Annotated in this window: 10 protein-coding genes; 9 read left to right on the top strand and 1 reads right to left on the bottom strand. The window is 56.9% G+C overall.

Translation table 11 applies throughout. The annotated features are described in order from the left end of the window. Window positions 1-47: 47 nt before the first annotated feature. From ACQVBX_RS15860 to ACQVBX_RS15845, 4 genes are all read left to right on the top strand, one after another. Complete coding sequence (locus ACQVBX_RS15860) at window positions 48-1,298, top strand: dsDNA nuclease domain-containing protein (RefSeq protein WP_431635288.1); 1,251 nt, start codon at window positions 48-50, stop codon at window positions 1,296-1,298. Further along, complete coding sequence (locus ACQVBX_RS15855) at window positions 1,295-1,774, top strand: hypothetical protein (protein ID WP_431635287.1); 480 nt, start codon at window positions 1,295-1,297, stop codon at window positions 1,772-1,774. The genes ACQVBX_RS15860 and ACQVBX_RS15855 overlap by 4 nt, the downstream gene beginning before the upstream one ends. Then, window positions 1,771-3,558: an AAA family ATPase gene (locus ACQVBX_RS15850; protein WP_431635285.1), complete on the top strand. Its 1,788-nt coding sequence runs from the start codon at window positions 1,771-1,773 to the stop codon at window positions 3,556-3,558. The genes ACQVBX_RS15855 and ACQVBX_RS15850 overlap by 4 nt, the downstream gene beginning before the upstream one ends. A gap of 185 nt (window positions 3,559-3,743) precedes the next feature. Further along, window positions 3,744-5,525, top strand: a complete 1,782-nt coding sequence (locus ACQVBX_RS15845) for an SIR2 family protein (RefSeq protein WP_431635284.1) — start codon at window positions 3,744-3,746, stop codon at window positions 5,523-5,525. An 84-nt stretch (window positions 5,526-5,609) separates the two neighbouring features. Here the strand turns inward: ACQVBX_RS15845 and ACQVBX_RS15840 are convergent, their stop codons facing one another. Next, entirely contained in the window at window positions 5,610-6,149 is a 540-nt protein-coding gene (locus ACQVBX_RS15840) for a hypothetical protein (protein WP_431635283.1), read from the bottom strand. Window positions 6,150-7,004: 855 nt separating this feature from the next. Here ACQVBX_RS15840 and ACQVBX_RS15835 point away from each other — a divergent pair. The 5 genes from ACQVBX_RS15835 (at window position 7,005) to ACQVBX_RS15815 (ending at window position 15,768) form a co-directional block, all read left to right on the top strand. Continuing rightward, complete coding sequence (locus ACQVBX_RS15835) at window positions 7,005-9,395, top strand: hypothetical protein (protein ID WP_431635282.1); 2,391 nt, start codon at window positions 7,005-7,007, stop codon at window positions 9,393-9,395. Continuing rightward, window positions 9,392-10,402: an AAA family ATPase gene (locus tag ACQVBX_RS15830; RefSeq protein WP_431635281.1), complete on the top strand. Its 1,011-nt coding sequence runs from the start codon at window positions 9,392-9,394 to the stop codon at window positions 10,400-10,402. Before ACQVBX_RS15835 ends, ACQVBX_RS15830 begins: the two co-directional genes overlap by 4 nt. A gap of 2 nt (window positions 10,403-10,404) precedes the next feature. Continuing rightward, window positions 10,405-11,724, top strand: coding sequence for a TniQ family protein (locus ACQVBX_RS15825; protein WP_431635280.1), 1,320 nt, complete (start codon window positions 10,405-10,407; stop codon window positions 11,722-11,724). A gap of 497 nt (window positions 11,725-12,221) precedes the next feature. Beyond that, the gene (locus ACQVBX_RS15820; protein ID WP_431635279.1) at window positions 12,222-12,881 is read left to right on the top strand and encodes a hypothetical protein; all 660 of its coding nucleotides are present in this window, start codon (window positions 12,222-12,224) and stop codon (window positions 12,879-12,881) included. Window positions 12,882-13,152: 271 nt separating this feature from the next. Next, window positions 13,153-15,768 (top strand): AAA family ATPase, encoded by a 2,616-nt coding sequence (locus ACQVBX_RS15815; protein ID WP_431635278.1) that lies wholly within the window; start codon window positions 13,153-13,155, stop codon window positions 15,766-15,768. The last annotated feature ends 194 nt before the right edge of the window (window positions 15,769-15,962 follow it).

Here is a 15,962-nt window from a genome sequence, read left to right as displayed (position 1 = left end):
AGCTTTACGAGCTGGAACGTCAGCGCTTACAGGGGCGGAGAGTCAGGATGACCAACAAAAATGACGCGGCAAAGCCCGTGCCTTCGCCACCCTTGCTCGCCGTAAAGCCCCGCGAACTGGCTGGCCGCGATACCGTCAGGCGCTTCCAAGCTCAATTTCGAGGTGCGGCGCTTGAGTGCCTGCGCATCCTTGAAGGAAAGTCTGCAGACCGAGTCTACTGCGACTATCACGACGATTTCGTTGTACGCGAAGTTAGTCCGGATGGGGCCGTCTACGAGTTCTTCCAGGTCAAGACCAAAGCGGAAAAGAAACACCTGTGGAGCCGCAACGAACTTTTCGGGCTCACTGCAAAAGTACCCCCCAAAGATTCGAGGTGTTATGCGCCGGCGGGAGGGGAATCGAAACCCGCCGACGATGCCCAGCTAGCGAAGTTTAAAGGTAGCTTTGTAGGCAAATTGCTCGAACACACAGTTGATTTTGGCGATGCTTGCGCAGGCGTCACTTTCCTAACCAACGCGTATTTAGACGATGATGTCGAGAACATCACGGCCTCAGTCGCTATGGGAGATGTCGGTGAACGCACCATCCGCTACCTGGCTGACAACTTTGCCACGGCCTATGGGATGGATCCTGCTCCGAGTATGCGGCAGATTCACACCTGCATATTGAAGCTCAAAATTTCATCAGGCCACGACTACCTAGACCCCCACCACTCCGATTTCGATACGAAAGCAGTCAAGTCGCTATACACATATAGCGAGATAAATCTGACATATGTGGAGGGGGTGGAGCTCGCGAAGAACCTACTCGGGCTAGTCCAAACGAAATCAAGCTCAAAGCTTATCGCCGACATCACCCTCGCTGACCTTGATGATGCCGCCGGCGTGGGGATCGATGATCTTCTGGATCTGCTACCGATCTCCAGAGGGGCGTACGCCAACTTTCTCAAGAATGGAGACTCCAAAGCCTTAAAAAACGCAACCGTCCTTCAGCGAAAGCTGAGCGAAGCTGGTGCATCGCCCGAAATTATTGAGGTGGCATCTCGCTGGAAGATCGCTTGGGACAACTGGTTTCGTCTGTATAGGCACACGTATGAGCAGGAGATCATTTTCCTCCAGCTACGAGTCAATGAGATCTACGGCCGTTGGCAAAGAGGAGAAGTTTCCTTCGCGGGTCTACAGGTTGAGGTCACGAGGTTGAAGACTGAGCTTTCGGGCAACGTATTGGAACCCTTGTTGACGGTGGAAATGCTTACGGGTGGCGTTCTCGCTGAGCTTGTAAGGAGTGAGTCCCGATGAACTTTCTAGAGTTCTTCTCCGAGATCAAGAGGACAGAAGTCGAGATCACGTTTGATTCTAGACACCTGTCGCCACCGGCTAGGCTCAGTAACGAAGCAATGTTCCATTTGCCGCTCATTGCAATAACAGTCCTGATGATCGCCAAGGGGCGGGTTAAGCCTGCCGTAGACGAGATCGGACAGCTTATCGGCGAGTGCTTTGAACAGACGTTTCCGGGCTTCCGAGGGTCAGCTCAGCATCTGGGCTGGTCTGCATCACTTCGAGTTCGGACAGTGCAGGCCCTGACATTTTTGGAACAGGCCGGGTTGGTCGAAGTTGATGGGCTAAATAAGAAGATATCCGCCACCAAGGCGGGGCGATCGGTTATTGATCGAGCGGTAGCAATCGGAGGGGAGTTAGCCGCAAATCTCATTGCGATGGAAAGAAGCTATAGAAATATTCGCATTAGTCGTCAACTGAGGCTAGGTCTATCATGAGGCTGATAAGCTTCGAAATTATGGGTGATGGCACACATTCGTGGTCATCGGGCAAATTGACCTTTGGCAGCCAAATTACCCAGTTATTTGGTGAGAACGGTTGCGGAAAAACTCCGATAGTGCAGGCCATCGTTTACGCACTCGGCTATAAGGTTGAGTTCCGCGACGACATCCTCGAGCACTGCGACCGCGTCATTCTTTCAGTCGCGGCTCGCCAAGGCGAGTACCTGATTACTAGAAGAATGGGTAGCGCATTTAGCGTCACTGTTGAGGAACTCGGCGGAGGCAAGGCAGATTTCTTCAACGAGCGTGAGTACAGCAGCTTCCTCTTCTCACTTTGGGGCCTAGAGGATCCGGTCTTGACGTCAGTCGGCAGCGAACCTGCGCGACTCTATAGTTCTCATATTCTCCCGATGTTCTACTTGGATCAGGACCACGGATACGCCGAACCGTATTACACGACATCCAAGTTCATCAAGAATCAGTACGCCGAGGCCATGCGCTTGCTCTTCGGCCTGGGACCGAAGAACTCGTTTGATAGGCGCCGTATAAGGCTTGAGCTGGGCGATAGACTCGAATACCTGGATCGCGCAATCCATCGCTCTGAGAAGGTCATCAACGAACTCACTACCGACCTTGACGCACCCCGTCGCCCTGTCTCGGAGCTAGATCGCGAGCTCCAGTTAGCGATTGATGGCCTAGAGTCATTACGAGCGGGTGGGGCAAGTCCTGTACAGGTTGATTCACAGCTCGATGCACACATCGCTGAGCTACAGCATGGAGTCCGCGCACTCTCGGCCGAACGGTCTGAATTGGAGACTCGTATTCGCGGTCTTGTACAGATAAAGCATGAAATCGAGGTCGAGGCGGACACGCTTTCTCTTAATGAGGAAGCGCGGCGAGTATTTTCGTCGTTCGATGTGATCTGCGGAAATGAAAATTGCGGCCTATTCGTTCGGAGCTCTGCCTCCTATGGGAAGAGTCTTCTGTATCTGAAAGATCAGATCAAAGATCTTGATCGGATAAATCAATCGGCTCAAATTCGAATCGGAGAGATAGATCGCCAAATTTCACAGTTAAAATTAGACATCGCGAATGCAATGTCGGAGCGTGAACCTCAGGAGCATGATCCTAGCGTAGCAAGGCTGATAGAAGCAGTGGCGCAGCTTACCGAGAGAGTCATAGACCTACGTCGGGCGAGGCAAATCGAAATCGAGCTGGGTCAGGCTGAAGCGGAGTATGTCACAAAGCTTGAGGATCGGGCTCAACTTCAAAATCGCCTAGCCGATCTTGATGGCCCTAACAACGGTACCGACTTAGATCTTCTGAGGATTCGCAGCGCGCTTCAGGAACGGATCAAGCATTGGCTCGTTGTTCTGAGAACGTCTAACGTTAGCTTGGACGTGGACATGGATGCTGACTTCAATGTGACATTTGGCGGTCAGAAGATCACAAAATTTAAAGGGAGTACGCTAACGAGAATAGTACTAGCGATCAGGACGGCTGCCTTTGATCTGTCGGTCAGAAGCAAGAATCTTTCTCCCAGATTCTTCATCTTGGATACTCCGCGACAGCAAGATATATTCAGAGATGATCTCGCCAACTACATTAGCAATCTGCAAGATCTGGCGGACGAGCAGTCAATTCAGGTTATCTACTCCACTACGAATCATCGATATTCTTTGCGGGAAAACGATGCCGAATGGATTCCGGAGTTTCCGGGGGACGACCATCCGATGTTTCTCGGAACACAGCCATCTCATGGTGACATTCAAGACGTATAACGGGTTTTCCTTGTGCGATAGGCAATTGCTCTTAACCTGCCCAGGAATCTGGTATCCGCCGCCTTTTTTATACGCCTCAGATCTGCGTTTGCCCATCCCAGCTTGCCTAGCGACCACTCCAAAAAACTTAGCTACTGTCGAGCCTAGGGTTAAAAATCCCGGGCACTATATTAAGATTTTCATCCATGACGTTACTTCAAAGCGACGCTATCACCCAACTCGCCTTCTCTGTTTACGAAAACAAAGGAGTGTTTGCCGTTCTCCTAGGATCGGGGCTTTCGCGTTCAGCGGAAATCCCGACCGGTTGGGAAATCACCCTGGACCTGATACGGCGCGTCGCAATTGCCCAAGGGGCCGAAGAACAAACGGACTGGGCAAGATGGTATCGAGAGAAGACGAGCCAGGAGCCCAACTACTCTGCGTTGCTCGAGGAGATCGCTAGCTCACCTGACGAGCGGCGCGCCATCTTGCACCGCTACATTGAACCCAGCACGGATGACCGGGAGGAAGGTCGGAAGGTTCCAACCAAAGCGCACCATGCGATCGCTCGATTGGTTCGCTCGGGTCACATTCGGGTCATCATTACGACCAACTTCGATCGACTCATGGAGAATGCCCTTCGAGACCAGGGTGTCGAACCGACCGTTGTTGCATCGGTGGATGCGCTTGCCGGCGCCGAGCCGCTGGTACACAGCCGCTGCTACCTGCTCAAGCTTCACGGCGACTACAAGGACGCACGCATCCTAAACACCGATCAGGAGCTGAGCACCTACCACGGCAGCTACGACAGGTTGCTCGATCGAATCTTTGACGAGCATGGACTGATCGTTTGTGGCTGGTCCGGTGAATGGGATCACGCGTTGCGCGCTGCATTTCTTCGCGCGCCGAACCGGCGCTACCCTGTCTATTGGTCTGCACGCGGCTCCCTCGGAGCTGGCGCGACCGAGCTGGCGAGACACCGTGATGCCAAGATCATTCCGATCGCCGGAGCGGACGAATTTTTCCAGACGTTGCAGCAGCGTGTGGAAACGCTTGAACAAAGCCAACGGCAGAACCCACTCAGCGTCGAACTGCTCGTCAATAGTACGAAACGGTACCTAGCCAAGCCGGAATACCGCATCCAACTGGATGAGCTGTTTTCGCAAGAAGCCGAGCGACTGATGGCGCAGCTAGATGCCCCCTCGTTCACGCCCCACGGACAATGGAATCAAGACGAGTTTCGATCCCGAGTTTCGCGATATGAAGCACTTGCAGAACCTCTGGCGCGCATGGCCGGAGCGCTTGGACGATGGGGGGATGGCAGCGAACTGATGTTGGTCCTCGAGATTATCAAAGGGATCTATCACCAAGCGGAAAAGGTCGGAAACGGTCTCGTGGTATGGCTAGGGTTGCGCTCCTATCCCGCCGTACTGATCTTCACTGCGTACGGCGTTGGGCTGACACGCGCGCAACGCTGGCAAACGCTACACGAACTCCTGGTGGCATCGTGGCCTCGGGAACATCGCGAGCCGCGTAGAGTGGTATCGGCGCTGTTTCTATGGTCTTGGAAAGGAGACGACCAGGACGTCTGGAAGCAACTTGACGGCCTCGGGCAGCGCATGACGCCGCTCAGCGATCACTTACTTGATGTCATGTCTTCATGGCGCTCAAGCTTTGCTGGCGTGTCGCCGGACTTTGAGTTGGTATTCGAGCGCTTCGAGACCTTGGCAGCTCTGGCATTCCTTGAGGAGTGTGACGAGGCGAACTTAGAGCAAGCTGCGTCCAGCACACCCCAAGGGTTGTTTGCCAGGATGCCAGTCGGGCGTGCGGGCTGGCATTCGTCATCAGCCACGACACTTATTCACGAGCTCCAGTCCGACGTGATCATTGCTGCGCTGCTCGATGCAGGATTCGCCAAGAGAAGTCGCCGCTTTCTGGAGCTTTTCGTGCAAACCTTCGAGCGCTACGTAGGCAGGATGTCCTGGTAACAAGATGGATGATTTTACCGGCAGATGGCGCCCGGACGGCGGGAAGGGCCCTGGATTCTGATTTCCCCGTTATTTTCGGCGAACTCAACCGTGCAGAACCCCTTGAGCTTCATCCCTGGCCGCGGCAATGACCGCGCTCGGTCGTTCGGCGATTAGGTCTTGTGGCCGCTTGCCGCCTAGGACGCCATTGACCGCTGAAAACCAAATCGCAATGCCCCAAGAATTTTTACGTGGGCTCAAGACCTTGATCACGTTTGCGAGGTGCTTGAGTGGCATGAAGCCGTCTGAGGGATCAAAGCCATAGGATGGAAAAAGCTCTTGCGATTGAACTCGAATCGCGAAGATCTTTCCCGCGCGCGACCATTCTGCAAGTCGTGCGCCTGCTTCGCTCGGCCCCCACTTAGCTAGCTGACCTACCTGCGCGGCGGTGAGCCAGGCCGTAGCCTCTAGGGTGGCCGCCTGCGCGGCAACAAACATCCTAGCTTCCCGATACGAGGGGGCGGCAGCAATGGCGCAGCTCTCTTGCTCGGCTTTCTCACTGACTGTCAGGCTTCCTCCGAAGCCACGTCGTTGGGTGCGCGCCGCCAGCCTCGAGCGGATTGCCGCCTCAACGAACGCACCCAAGTCCTCTCCTGGACGCAGCAAGATCTCGACCTCCTTCAAAAGCTCAAGGGGTAGCTCGATCGACGTTGGGGAGCGATTTGGCATGGGAACCGCGCATCGGTAGACGGTGATGCTCACTTTGCGGGGGCTAAGCCGAGTGCCGGCCTCCCTGTCGCGGCAGTACGTAGATCGTGCCCGAATCAACCGTTTCGGGCGCCCTATAGCATCTTCTTGGGCGCCCAAAAATACGCCACTAGATCAATGCCTTACGATATCTTGGCACTTGCTGCAAGCATAAGCAATGTGGCACTTTTGGGCTCGCGACGTCGACGTGCGCGAACTGGTACATCGATCAGTTTCCAAACGCGTCTGCGATGACTAGGCAGCACACTCGAGGACCAGACGATGCCTGTTCCACCTTCAAATGAAGGGCTGCTCGCAAGTCTGCTGGTCACGAAGCCGATCATGACTGCTGCAGAGACGTCTCAGTGGCTCGGTTTCGCCTCGGTGAATGCGCTCTTACGGGCTAGAAGGCGCGGCCTGCTGCCGATCGAGATGTTTCAGCTTCCAGGTCGCCGAGGCTGGTTTGCCGCGACCCGGGCGGTCGTTGGTTGGGCGGAAGAATCCACTCGAGCCCATTTGGGCTACCGGGCGCCAACACAGGAGGCGGACCGATGATCACTTAGCGCGAAGTCCGCGCTGAAATGACGAGAGCCTCGTGGTTGCACACGAGGCTCTCGATGGTGTGCCGACTTTTGGCTTCGCCGGACATCTCCATTTCAGCTCGGTCCCTTATGAAAGTCAATCGGACACGGCGCTAGTAGAGCGCCGCAACGGGGTCGGTTGCGCCCTTCGAAGCTGAAGAGGAGGAACGCCGTGATCTCCACGCGCGAGCTTTCGGAACAACTATCAGTCGCTACCAGGCTTCCAAGTGCTGGTATGGACTACCTGGACGCAGTTCGTTCGTCACCACCTGCTCGGCGCGTACAGTCAAATGGGGTGGTGCCCAACTGTTGCTACCGCTATGTCAGCAGGCGCATGGGCTGCTCCATGATGGCGGAAAGCCATCTGGAGTACTTGTTCCTCCTGCGTTGCGAGTTCGGATTTGACGGCCTGATTGAGTACTGGGATCAGCCAACCAGCGTTCCTATCGAGGGTATAAACAAGCGTGGTCACTGCTATCGAACGCGCTACACCGCTGATGTCCTCACCGTCCACACCGATGGCTTGCGCGCCTATGAGGTGAAGCCGGCCGAAAGGTGCCTTGAGCTATGCGTTGAGCGTCCTCGGGATTGGCTAAAGACCAAAGACGGCTTTGTCTACCGGCCCGCCAGCGAAGCATTCGCCTGCCTGGGCATCACCCATCGCGTCATCACAGATCTAGCGCTCAATCGCCTAGAGCTAGCGAACTACGACCTGCTGCTCAAGTGTCGACTGGCGGAAGCACCGGTCGACCGAGAAGAACGGGAGCGCAAAATTCTTTGCTGCCTGAAAAAGGAGACCGCCCTAACTATAGGAGCACTCCTTCGGCGTCTGGGAGAAACGGATGCGACGTTCATTTTGGGCTTGATCGACCAGGGCAAGCTTGCATGCCAGATCACGGAACAGTTACTGACTGATATAGAAGACACTTGGATTGCCCTCGATGCACCCACGCTACAAAAGGTTCGGGAAGGACTGAGGCTGTGTTCACTACCGTACAAGTCGGCTGTAGATCGCTCCAACGCTTTGACGGCGAACGAAGCTCATGAGTTGGTTCAGCGACTGAACCAGCTCAATGGGGCGGCCGTTCGGAAGGTTGCCGAGCGGACCTTGAGGCATTGGCGGGCTCAGTACGCGGCTGGCGGCGTCAAAGCCCTCATCCCTTCCAAACACGCGAGAGGTAATCGCGGCTCTCGGCTTTCGCCCGAACACGAAGAACTTCTTCACGCGTGCTTGTCACGCACCTACCTAAGCGCGGACGGTTGGAGACCCTATCGCTGCTTTGGCGCATACCTGAGCGACTTCAAAGCAAGTCCGAGCGTGCTAAGCGGCGACAGACCAATCAGCTTTCCGGCATTTCTAAGGCGGGTCCGCAGGATTACCCCTGAGGTTGCTGCCAAAGCGCGCGGAGGAAAGCGGGCGGAGAACGCAGCAGCAGCCCCGGCCGATCCACGTGAGCGCTCCAACCTGGCCCTGCGCCCCTTTGAGCGCGCCCACGTGGACCATGCAGTACTGGACATCCATCTTGTCGTCATGGTGACCGGCGGGAAACAGGTAACGGACCGCCCCTGGTTGACGATCATGACCGATGAGTTCACCGGGGCCGTCCTTGCGATGTCGCTTAGCTTTAGGCCACCGAGCCGGCGCTCGTGCGCACTTGTTCTCCGCGATTGCGTGATGAGGCATGAGAGGCTCCCCGAGTGCATCGTAGTGGACAATGGCAAGGAGTTCGAATCAGTTTTCTTCGAAGCGTGCTTGGCAAGCTTGGGGGTCCATAAGCAGTCACGCCCGCCCGGCCATGCTCGCTATGGATCGTCTGTTGAGCGCACCTTTGGCGTGGTGAAAGAGGAGCTTGTCGTTCCGCTACCGGGCAACGTGAGTATCCCGCGCGACGATCGTGGGAAATCGTCAAGCCACAAGGGTTGGAAGCGTGCAAAGCTGTCGTTCGTAGAGCTCCATGAGGAGCTATCTCATTACCTCTTTGACTTTTTCAACCATCATGCCTCCAGCAACAGCCTGCTCTCGCCAGAAGCCGCAACGGCGGAGGGTTTAAGACGTTTCAGCTTCTCAGGTCGGCCCATGGCCTTCGACGACTCATTTATCGTCGCCACCTCGATAGAAACAAAAGAAAAACTCAGGGTCGATGCTCAGAGGGGTGTGAAACACAACGGCCTCTTCTACAGCCACCCCATCCTGCGATCGCTGGAACACCGAGCAAAGGTCTTTGCACGCGAGGAGCCATGGGACCATCGTTGCCTCTATGTGCTGGTGGGCAAGCAATGGTTCTCCTGCTTCCATGGGCCGCGCCCTTCCGCCGGAGCCATTACACCCAGTTCAATTTGTACAGCTGTAACCTGGCTAGACAGCTCGGCCTTGCGCAGAGGCGCGAAGCTTGACCGGCTCGTGAAGTCGCATGAGGCGTACGCCAAGTTCAATAAGCAAAGGTCTCAGGACGAGGCGCAACGGCGCACACAAAAGCCGCGCGCTCCAGTGGCAGAAACTCCTGTACTGCCCGCGCCAACCATGGCCACCCCTCTCGTACCGACGGACTGGGAGGAAGCATGAATATCCGAGCGCTCATCCACCAGCTTCGCGGGCTCAAGTTGGAACACGAGAACTTCAGTGTCGCGTACCGGAGGGCCTATGCGCAGGCTGCTCTCGCAGCGCCTGGGCAAATCATTGTCGTCGTGGGCCCGACACGTGTTGGCAAGACCACGCTAAGCAGGCGCCTCTCGGCCGATCTGGTGAAGGACAGGAAGGATGCCGAGGATCGCTTTATTCCTCTCGTTCGCATCGAGGCCACCACGACCAACCAAGGCAAGTTCTCAACGAAGCACTTCACTCTTCGAGCACTCGAAGAACTAGCTGATCCTGTGAACATAGAGGGATGGGCGCCTTACCGTCGTAACCAATCCGAGACCCATCTACGCATCCAGCTTGAGCAGTGCATCCGTTATCGCGAAACCGCGTTCCTACTGATCGATGAAGCGCATCACCTTCTGCGAACACCCAGCCAGGTCCGCGCTGGCGAAGTTCTGGATACGTTGAAGTGCCTAGGCAATAGCACCGGCCTGGTAACGGTCCTCCTAGGAGGATACGAGTTGCTCCAGACGTGCTTCTCTTCCGCGCATATCAACGGTCGGCTTACGGTTATTGACTTCCCGCCCTACACACCTGAAACGAGCTCCATATGCGAGTTCGAGCGAATTTTGGCTACGTTCGACAGCATGCTTCCGAACGAGGGGGGGTGCATCCTCCGCGACAATCGAGAGCTGATCTACAAGGGTTCGCTCGGTTGCATCGGTCTCCTGACAGGATGGGTAACCAGTGCGCTTGCGGAAATGCAGGCTCGGGGAGACCTGCAGCTGAGGATTTCCCACTTCCAAAGCACAAGGCTGGTCGAGCAAATTCGGTTGATCCAGAAGGAGATCGATCTTGGAAGGCACCTGTTGTCGCAATGGGATATAGCTCCAAGCGCTAGGGAGACGGTCACACCGCGACCAGCAAAACCTAAGCCCAAGCCCTTTAAAAGAAATCCCAAACGCGACCCTGGCCCTCAGGACGCCAACTGACCATGGCAACATTCCTTCTCCCCGCTCCCCCTATAGCCATGGGAACAAGCAACATCGAGGCTCTGGATTCCTACCTCGATCGCCTTGCGGCGGTACATGGCGTTGCGCCCTTCACCTTCTGCCGCCTCCTGGACTCCTGGTGGGAGCGAACCAAGCCGGAAGAGTCCCCCAGTCTCGGTCGATACATCGCCCACGTCCCTAAGTGTGGCTATGGGAGAGATATCGCGCAGCTTGTGGAGGTACTCGAAAAGGGAACCGGATTTCAGGGGCTGGCCAGCATGACGCTGATGGCCTTTAGCGAGGTGAGTGGACGATACGCTGGAGACAGCGTCCGCCATGTGCACCATTGGTGCCCTGCATGCATGGAGGAGTGGGAGCGAAGCGGTACGCCAGCTCACGAAAAGCTCTTGTGGCGCCTTAAGCCGATCTCGCGCTGCCACATTCATCGGCTGCAACTAGAGAACCGTTGCCCTCACTGCTCTGCCGCTCAAACGCGAAAGAACGATCGTCCCTGGTTCCGATGCAGCAACTGCTTTGACAAGCTTTGCTCTGACACAAGAAGCTGGAAGCTCGCTCCAGATCCCACGCCTGGCGAAAGAGACTTAGTTGAGGTGGTGGGCTTCTGCGCAGCCAACCCTAGCTTCGTCTTCAAGAAGGACAGCCCACACCGCTTTTTCCAAGCCATCAAGCGCGAACTCGGTGGCAAAAGGCTGTCCGAAAGTGCAGGCGACTACTTCCACAAGCGCGATGAGGCGACTAAGAAGCTAATCGGCTCTCTACTCCGCATCGCTCAGCGCTTCCAGACCCCCCTGACTGACATTCTTGTCGATCCACAGCAGGCCGCGGCCGCGAGGCCGCTCGAAGGAGTGGCGCCAAAGCCTCTCAATTTCCATCCCGCCATGAAGGCCTACGATCACTTGGTGAGAGAGCGGGTACGCCAAGAGATTGAGGTCGCCCTCCGGCAAGGACTGGAAGGCAAGTCTCTAGCATGCATCTGCCGGGAGGTTGGCGTATCCCACAACGCCATCTCCAAGTGGTTCCCTCCCCAGGTGAAAGCCCTCGTTGAACGTCAAAAGCGGCTCCGCGAGGACCAGCGGGATCGGGACTTGGCACGACTCCAAGCAATTACCTTCGAGGATCTACTGACTCCGGAGATGCAGGCGATCGGTTGGCACCGGATTCCGAACGTCATCGCACAGCGGTGGTCAGTGAGCGTCTACATCGCAAGGAAACGAGTTTCCATGCTTCGTAGAACCGCCCGACCGGTCGCACGAGGCAACCGAAAGACAACGCCGCATGAGCGCGTAAAGAGATCGAAGTAATGCCTACATCCAACCCAAAGCTGACGTTCACGTGCCGTACTCCTTAAACATCAGCACGGAAGGGACAAGCAAGATTGAGGGCGTTTTGGCTGCAAGCCAGTTAGCACCAAAGTTCATCGAAGAGACGCTCACGGGTCAGCAACCCACAGCCCTTGTGAAGCATAGCCGGAGCAAGCCCCCCCCTCCCGCGCCCCCTTGGAGAACCCCGGGAGCACGTGGAGCACACGGATCACTCGGATAACTGGATGACGTGGAGCACAGGATTAGATAGGAGAAATGGCTCAACCATGCGGTCCGCGAGTGATTTTGTTGCGCGGAACCGCGCATTTCAAATATATGTTGACTCACTATATGGTGGTGCTACCCTCCTGCCAGGAGGCTGTTCACATCCATGAAACCTGTCCATTTATTGCGCGTATTGAATCGTGGCTTTGCGCGCATCCCGCATTGATACTTCAACACAACGACCTGGCAGCAGCCTCTTGAAGGAGGGCGAGATGGTGAACTTGAGACAAGCGATGGCTCGCCGCTCAGGCATGGCTGAACGCGCTGCGGCGCTCATGGCGATCCATTTCCCCGACTTCCCAGAAGCGTGGCTCTGGCAGCGCAAAAAGACCAAAGGCTTCACCACGATCCCCCGCACCTTGCCGTTAGCCATGGAGGCGATTGATCACCTATCAAAAGGCCAGCCAGCAGGGCACGCGCTGTTTTGTCTGTGGGCTCGCGCTCCCGATGGCCCTCTTCTGGTGATCGAGAATCCAGCGACGTTTGCTGCTGAAGCAGGCTTTACGGGAACGCGAGCAGTGGACACTTGGCGTCGCCGCATGAAGGTGCTCCGTGACCTTCAGTTCTTGATCCCTAAAAAGGGCCCGTCCGGAGACTTCCATTACGTTCTCTTGCTCAATCCGAACGTTGCCGTCGAATACCTACGCCAGAACAAAAGGGTCCAGGACGAACTGTATGGTCGATTCCAAGACCGATTGGCTGAAGTCGGCGCAAGTGCCGAAATGGACGCCTACCAAGCGTTCTGCGTAGAAATGGCTGAAGCCGCGAAAAAAGCTGCGGAAAAACAGCAGGTACCACCACCGCCGCCGCCTACGAAAACGGGATCTGCTGCGCGCATAAAGCGAATCACTCGACCGAAGGCAAAGGCTTAATCCATCCCAGCACACGTAGGAGGCCGTATGAAGACGACAACAGATTTGGCGCTTGGTGTAGCTTGCCCGCCAAGCGCAACAGAATAAGACCCACTGCCAGCCAAGTTTGACGGCCTAACTGGCAGGGGTCGTGGCAGGCTGTCTAAAGCTGCGTCCGTCGGGGTCTCCCCCGGCGGACGCAAGCTTTATAACGTCAGCTCGCTTGTAGCGCAAATTGAGCGGACCGGACGATGACTAGTATTTGGCCACCAGGGAATACGGAGGCTGGCGCATGGCAATTTATGAGGAAGTGCTGGCGTGGGCTGACAGGCTGCCGCTGTGGCGTCAGGACGCTCTGAGACGCTTATGTGTTCAGGGAGAATGGAGCGATGCCGATCTTGACGAGATTCTCGATCTTGCCAAGCAACATCACGCGATAGGCACCACGCTAGACCCGACGCCTCGACCAATCCCGTTCGCCAGGGATCATTTTCCCGCCGAGGCGAACCAGGGCGCGACTGTTGTACTCACGTCCCTGCATACGCTGGTCAATGTGGGGAAAATTCCGAGCGACCAGATCTTGGGGTTTCAGTCGCAGGGTCTCACCATCGCGTACGGTGGAAACGGCACCGGCAAGTCCGGTTATGCGCGCGTACTGAAGCAGGCGTGCCGCGCCAGAAGCCCCGGCACCGTCTATGCCAATGCCTACGACCCCAATTTCACGCAACTCACGCCGAGCGCCACGATCGCCTTCGAGATAGACGGTGTCCCAGATGAGGCGCTCTGGAGCGGTCAACGTGGCCACGTTTCTCGGTCAGAACTCAGGGGTATTTCCGTCTTCGACGGCGACTGTGCCCGCCACTACCTTCAGGCGCGGGAGACTGCCACGTTCCAGCCCACCGCCCTAACCTATCTTCAGCAACTGGCCAACGGCCTCAGTCAGATGCTGCGTCCGCGGCTTCAGGCAGAGATCAGTGGCCTCGCAGTGGATGTGACGCCTTTCAACGTCATTCCCGCAGATACCGACGCTGGTCGGGCTGTGCATCCAATCAGCGCCACGACGGATCTGGCGCGGGCACGCGCGCTTGCCGTGATCAGCGCAGACGAACAAGCAGAGCGCGCGCGCCTGCCCCAGGAAATTAGCGAAACAGATCCAACAGCCAAGGCTACGCTGCTGGACAACGCGGCGACCAGGGTCGATGAGCTTGCCAGCGCCATCGGTACCGCCGCTGCTTTTGTGTCTGATGAAGCCATCGATACCGCGCGGTCAGCGCATCAAACTCTGCTGGATGCCGAGGCAGCAGAACGGGCCGCGTCCGCCGTTCTGCAAGCGGGGGATGCCATGCCGCTGCTTGCCGGCACGGGCCAAGGCCCCTGGGCGCTCCTGTTCAACGCGGCGCGCGAATATTCGACCAGCGCGGCATACCCAGAGCAAGCCTTCCCGGTCACCGGCGAGAGCGCGCAATGCGTGCTTTGCCAGCAGGAGCTCACTCCGGCGGCAAAGGACCGTCTGCAGCGCTTTGATCGCTATGTCAGGGACACGGCGTCAGAAGCCGCACAGGCTGCGCGTAAGGCTTGGCAACAGATCGTCCATGACACCGGGAAGCTGACAGTTACGTTTAACGTCTCCCAGGTCATGTCCGAGAGCTTGCGGGGGCGAATTGAGACCCTGCCAGAAGATATCCGGATCTTCCAGGAGGACCTGCTCCATCGCCTTCAGTGGCTCAGAGCCGCTGTGGAAGGTGGACATTGGGAGGATCGGCCGGCGTACAGGGGTGCGATTCCAACTGCTTCGATTCGAAAGATTGCAGACAGCTTACGGGCCGAGGCGACCGCCTTGCGCGCAAACCTTGATGCGGCGGCTCTTGCGGCGAAGCGGCTACGCCTGAAAGAACTTGAAGCGCGGTGTCTTCTGTCGGAGCACATCGATGGCATTGCTCAGGTGATTGGTAATCTCGATCGAAAGCTGAAGCTTCAGAAGTGCCTAGAAGATATTGGAAACACGCGTCCGATCACCCTATTCGCGGGCCAACTTGCCAAGACCTACATCAGCGAGGCGCTAGCCGCCAGGATGAATGACGAGCTCAGGAAACTTGATCTCTACCATATCCGAGCTGGGGTCAGCTCAAACGGCGACGCGGGGTCGATACGCCTCGGCATCCTCCTTGCTGACAGTCGACTCGACCCGCACCTCGTGCTCAGCGAGGCCGAGCAGCGCATGTGCGCGCTCGCGTACTTCTTCGCAGAACTCCACCAATCAGGATCCTCTTCCGGGATTGTGTTCGACGATCCTGTCTCCAGCCTCGATCACAACCATCGAACTGCCGTCGCACGAAGAATTGTCGAGGAATCTGCTGTCCGGCAAGTCATTGTCTTCACCCACGACGCGGTCTTCTTTGGAGAACTGACCACGCTTTGCGGTGATATCCGGCAGGCGCCCTGCGTGAAGTCAATCAGCTATCGCGCCGAGGGTCCCGGATACATCGACACGGGATTGCCTTACGACATGCGACGCCACCGCGAGCGTATCGCGCAACATCGCGCTGATCACCAGAGGATCGTCGCCAACTTCAACAATCCTCCGGGAGACGAAGAGCGGCTCGCAATCCGCAATGCCTACGACGACCTTCGGGTGACGATCGAGGTCGGAATCGAGGACACAATTCTTAATGAGACCGTCGTGCGGTTCCGGGACAACATCTCGGTCGGCCGGCTCGACGGAGTGATGATCGTGCAGGATGCAGAGTACCGCGAGGTTCAACGCCTTCACGATAGGTGCTGCCGAAACGTCCGTGCGCATTCCCATGCCGCGGGCCAGCAACGCGCGGTGACTCAGCCAGCCGAGCTACTGCAGGACATCGAGGCGGTGAATGCGTTGTTCCAAGGAATCCGCAAGCGCAGGGGTTGAGAACATCCATCGCTCGGCGAACCTCCCAACGCGAATTGGACAGCTGCTTTAGGTGATTAGGGGCAGAGGCCATACCGGCCTTGAGGTCCGCAGTCTGCCGATTGCCGGCAGCCGCCCCTTGCCAGAGCACGTCTGGCGCAAGACCACGCGTAGCGGGGGCCACCCAGATCGCCAAGGGGTGGCAGATATATGCT

It is taken from the genome of Dyella thailandensis, assembly GCF_050749815.1.
Classification (GTDB): Bacteria; Pseudomonadota; Gammaproteobacteria; order Xanthomonadales; family Rhodanobacteraceae; genus Dyella_A.
Note: the sequence above shows the minus strand (reverse complement) of the source record. Positions and strands in the feature narration are given on the sequence as shown.